Origin of the sequence: Desulfovibrio sp. 1188_IL3213 (assembly GCF_036763145.1) — a bacterium.
Lineage (GTDB): Bacteria > Desulfobacterota > Desulfovibrionia > Desulfovibrionales > Desulfovibrionaceae > Desulfovibrio.
The window spans coordinates 1-4,043 of sequence record NZ_JBAIYR010000204.1 but is presented as its reverse complement, the minus strand read 5'-3'; the positions used below and the strand labels follow the sequence as shown (position 1 = coordinate 4,043).

Here is a 4,043-nt window from a genome sequence, read left to right as displayed (position 1 = left end):
CCCCGGCCTCCGCCGGGCTTTCTCCGGCCGCGCCCTCCGAAGCGGATTGAGCAGCAGACGTTGACGCCGGAACAGACCCGGCTGCCGTACCTGCTGCTCTTGCGGGCTGCGCCAAGACAAGACCGCCGGCCACAAGGGCCGGCGGCAGCATGCAAAATCCCGTCACAGCCAATGTCATGGCTGCGCAAAAAAACAGAAGGTTCAAGGCCCGCGCGGGCTTACTTCTTGGCCTCGATAGCCTGGACAATCTTTTGCGCCATGGGTTTGATAAGTTCACGCAGCGTGTCCAGCATGAGGTTGTCGGCCGTAGAGCCAAGAGGCATGACCGTGCGTGACTGCGAGGCATTGAGCGATTCGCTGTAGATGCGTCCCTGACGGTTAGCCAGGGCGTAGTTCACGCGCATGTTGGTGGCAAGATCTGTGGCGGAATTTTCTTTAAGCCAGACCTGATCCACGTCGCCGGTCACGAGAAAGTCGGGATTGCCCGCCCGCGCCTGATTGACGCTGTCGGCATAGGAAACCTGCAGACCGTTGCGGGCCAGTTCGTCAGCCAGGGCCTTGCTTATCCACTGTGTAACGCTGTCACTGGTGACAAAGGCGCTGTTATCGCGGCGGGAGCCGATGACGGTCTGATCTTGCCGTTTGTCCACAAAAGCCACCACCGTCACCCGGGGAGCCTTGGGGCCGGGCAGCACGCCGCCTTCCATAAAAGGCGGCGGCATCAGCCGCACATTGTTGGCCGGGCCGCAGGCAGCGACCAGAAAGGCCAGCAAAACAAGGTATAAAACATTGCGCACAGGTTTCATGACAGCCTCGCGTTTATAGAAATTCTCGAGAGTATTCCCGTGAGCTATATACGGAAAAAGCCAGCCTTGCAAGGCGGCGCGCCCCCATGCTAAAGGAATTATATTATCGCGGGCGGCCCGGCGCTGTACCGGCATTCGCACTTTCCGGCCCTGAGGCTTTCGCCTTTATCCGCAAATATTCTGCGGTTGACCACAGCGAAGACAAATGCGCTTTTTTGTTTCAAGCCGACGCGCCAGAGCGCTTCCGGCGCAAAAGACACATTTTTTCTGACGCAGGCCCAAGCATGCGCATGCCGATGCAGCCTTGCGCCGCAATTTTTACCGCGAATCCGGCGCGCTACCGCGCAAATTTTCAGGAGCGGTCATGATTGATCTTAAACTGGTGCAGAGGCAACCCGAAGTTTTAGCCAAGGCCCTGGCCGACCGGCATTCGGGTATCAGCGTTGATGCATTTCTGGAGTTGGACGGCCGCCGCCGCACCCTGCTTACGGAAGTGGAAGGGCTTAAAAGCAAGCGTAACGAGGCTTCAGCCCAGGTGGCCGCGCTCAAGCGCTCCGGCCAGGACGCCGCGCCCCTGCTTGCCGAACTGTCCTCCCTGTCAGACCGCATCAAGGAACTGGACGGCGAAACGGCGCAAGCCAGGAATGATGTGGAAAGCTGGCTCATGAGCGTTCCCAACATTCCCGACAGCACCGTGCCTGTGGGCGCGGATGAAAACGAAAACGTCGAGGTCAGCCGCTGGGGCGACCCCCGGCAGTTTGACTTTGAGCCGCGCGCGCATGACGACATCGGCACTGCTCTTGGCGGGCTGGACTTTGAACGCGCCGCGCGCCTTACGGGCAGCCGTTTTGTCGTATCCCTGGGCTGGGCAGCGCGCCTTGAACGCGCCCTGGTAAATTTTTTTCTCGACAGGCACACCCGGTACAGCGACTATCTTGAGGTCAGCCCTCCCTACATGGTCAACCGCACCTCAATGACAGGCACGGCCCAGTTGCCCAAGTTTGAAGAAGACCTTTTCAAGCTGGCCGAGTGGGACTATTTTCTCATCCCCACTGCGGAAGTGCCGCTGACAAACCTGCATGCGGGCGAAGTGCTTGAAGAGTCCGACCTGCCGCGCGCCTACTGCGCGGCCACGCCCTGCTTCCGTTCCGAAGCGGGCAGCGCGGGCAAGGACACGCGGGGCATCATTCGCCTGCACCAGTTCACCAAGGTGGAGATGGTGCGCTTTGCCCACCCCGAGGACAGTTTCAACCAGCTTGAACTTATGCGCGGCCACGCCTGCAGCCTGCTGGAACTGCTGGAACTGCCCCACCGCGTCATCACCCTCTGCACAGGCGACATGGGCTTTGCCTCTGCCAAGACATATGACGTGGAAGTATGGCTGCCCGCCCAGAAAACCTACCGTGAAATCTCGTCCTGTTCCAACTGCACGGACTTTCAGGCCCGTCGCGCGGATATCCGCTTCAAGCCCAAGGGCGGCAAGACGGCTTTTGTTCACACGCTCAACGGTTCCGGCCTGCCCACCGGACGTACCATTGCCGCCATTCTGGAAAACGGCCAGCAGAAAGACGGCAGCGTGACCCTGCCCAAGGTGCTGGTTCCCTATATGGACGGGGTGGAAAACATCGAGCCGCCCCAGGACCGTTAGACAGTGTCTAGAGCAGATTAACTTTGAAAATGTACAAAATGTACATTCTCAAAGTTTAAGACACGTTCGCTTCGGCGTTTAACCGCGCAAATAAATTGCGCTTACGCCTTCGCGGCGGGCGACTGCTCACGCAGCCGCCAGAGCAATTTCAAAGTGAACTTGCTCTAACGCGCACACAGCGCAAACGTTAACCTGCCAGAAGCATCTTTCAGGGATACCGTCGCGCCTGGAACTGCTCTTGCGGATGTATGCATTGATAAAAAATGGGGCTTTGCCGCCAGACGCCTATCTTTACGGCATCCCTGGCGGCAAAGCCCCATTGTCATGCGGACGGTATGGTTTTGCCACATGCGCTCCGGCGGCTGCGGCCACAGCCCGCAAGCATAACGCCGCAAGCGGATGCCGCCGCTGCCGAAAGGCGTGCGGGTGCCGCGCAGGCCTCCACAATCTGCGGAACAAGGCCGTCTTGAGCCATCCCGACTCTGGGAGCAGGCTTTCTCAAAGGGCAAAACGCCCTAAAAAACCATCTTGAGCAGAGTCACGTTCATATGCCGCAGCTTGCCTTCCGCAAATGCGCCAAAGGCCCTGAAGTGCGGCGTGCCGTTATGCGCGTCCACCGCTTCCTGTGAAGCCCAGGTTTCAAGCACAAAAAAACGGCACATATTGGAAACATCCTCGGTAAGGTCATAGAGCAGATTAACTTTGAGAATATACATTCTCAAAGTTTAAGGCACGCTCACTTCGGCGTTTAACCGCGCAGATAAACTGCGCTTACGCCTCCGTAGCGAACGTCTGCTCACGCAGCCGCCAGAGCACTTTCAAAGTGAAATTGCTCTAGCGTCGGTTGCCGTATTCTCCACGGCTGCCGTCCACCAGAGCGCGCAGTTCGGGCATGAAGGCTTCGCGATACTGCGGCAGCACTTCCAGTTCGGCCACTATATGTATTTCACTCACAGCACTGCTTCCTTTTTGCCGGACGGTCCCGCGCCGCCCTGCTTTTTTCGTTCAAGCGCCTCGGCCACGGCCTGAGCCAGACCGCCCAGCGAGGTTTCCTTGTAGCGGGACTGCAAATCAAGGCCCGTGCGATACATGACCTCAATGATGGCATCCAGGGAAATCACGCGCTGCCGCCCGTCTTCCAACCGTGAAAGCTGGGCGCAGTTGACCGCGCGTTCCGCAGCAACTCCGTTGCGCTCGATGCAGGGTATCTGCACAAGGCCGCCCACAGGGTCGCAGGTAAGGCCCAGGTTATGTTCCATGCCGATCTCCGCCGCCACCTCTACCTGCTTCACACTGCCGCCCGTCACCGCGCAGTAGGCTCCGGCAGCCATAGAGCAAGCCACGCCCACTTCGCCCTGACAGCCCACCTCCGCCCCGGAAATGGAGGCGTTGAGCTTGTAAAAAAGGCCGATGGCTCCGGCCGTAAGCAGAAAGTCCAGAGCGCCTTCTTCCGTCGCATGGGGATAGAAATTCTGGTAGTAGGTCAGCACCGCGGGTACAATGCCCGCCGCCCCGTTGGTGGGGGCAGTGACCACCCGGCCGCCGGAGGCGTTTTCCTCGGCAACGGCAAAGGCGTACAGCGTGGGCCA

4 protein-coding genes are annotated in these 4,043 nt (G+C 59.2%); 1 reads left to right on the top strand and 3 read right to left on the bottom strand.

Features of this window, described 5'->3' with window-relative positions; translation table 11 throughout:
* Positions 1-218: 218 nt before the first annotated feature.
* Positions 219-806: a hypothetical protein gene (locus V6C16_RS08830; protein ID WP_333534392.1), complete on the bottom strand. Its 588-nt coding sequence runs from the start codon at positions 804-806 to the stop codon at positions 219-221.
* Positions 807-1,170: 364 nt separating this feature from the next.
* On the opposite strand from V6C16_RS08830, the gene serS reads away from it, so the two are divergent.
* Positions 1,171-2,454: a serine--tRNA ligase gene (serS, locus tag V6C16_RS08825; RefSeq protein ID WP_333534393.1), complete on the top strand. Its 1,284-nt coding sequence runs from the start codon at positions 1,171-1,173 to the stop codon at positions 2,452-2,454.
* Positions 2,455-2,969: 515 nt separating this feature from the next.
* Here the strand turns inward: serS and V6C16_RS08820 are convergent.
* Positions 2,970-3,170 (bottom strand): putative quinol monooxygenase, encoded by a 201-nt coding sequence (locus V6C16_RS08820; RefSeq protein WP_333534394.1) that lies wholly within the window; start codon positions 3,168-3,170, stop codon positions 2,970-2,972.
* A 234-nt stretch (positions 3,171-3,404) separates the two neighbouring features.
* On the bottom strand, positions 3,405-4,043 hold a 639-nt coding region (locus tag V6C16_RS08815; RefSeq protein WP_333543032.1), incomplete at its 5' end, for an L-serine ammonia-lyase, iron-sulfur-dependent, subunit alpha.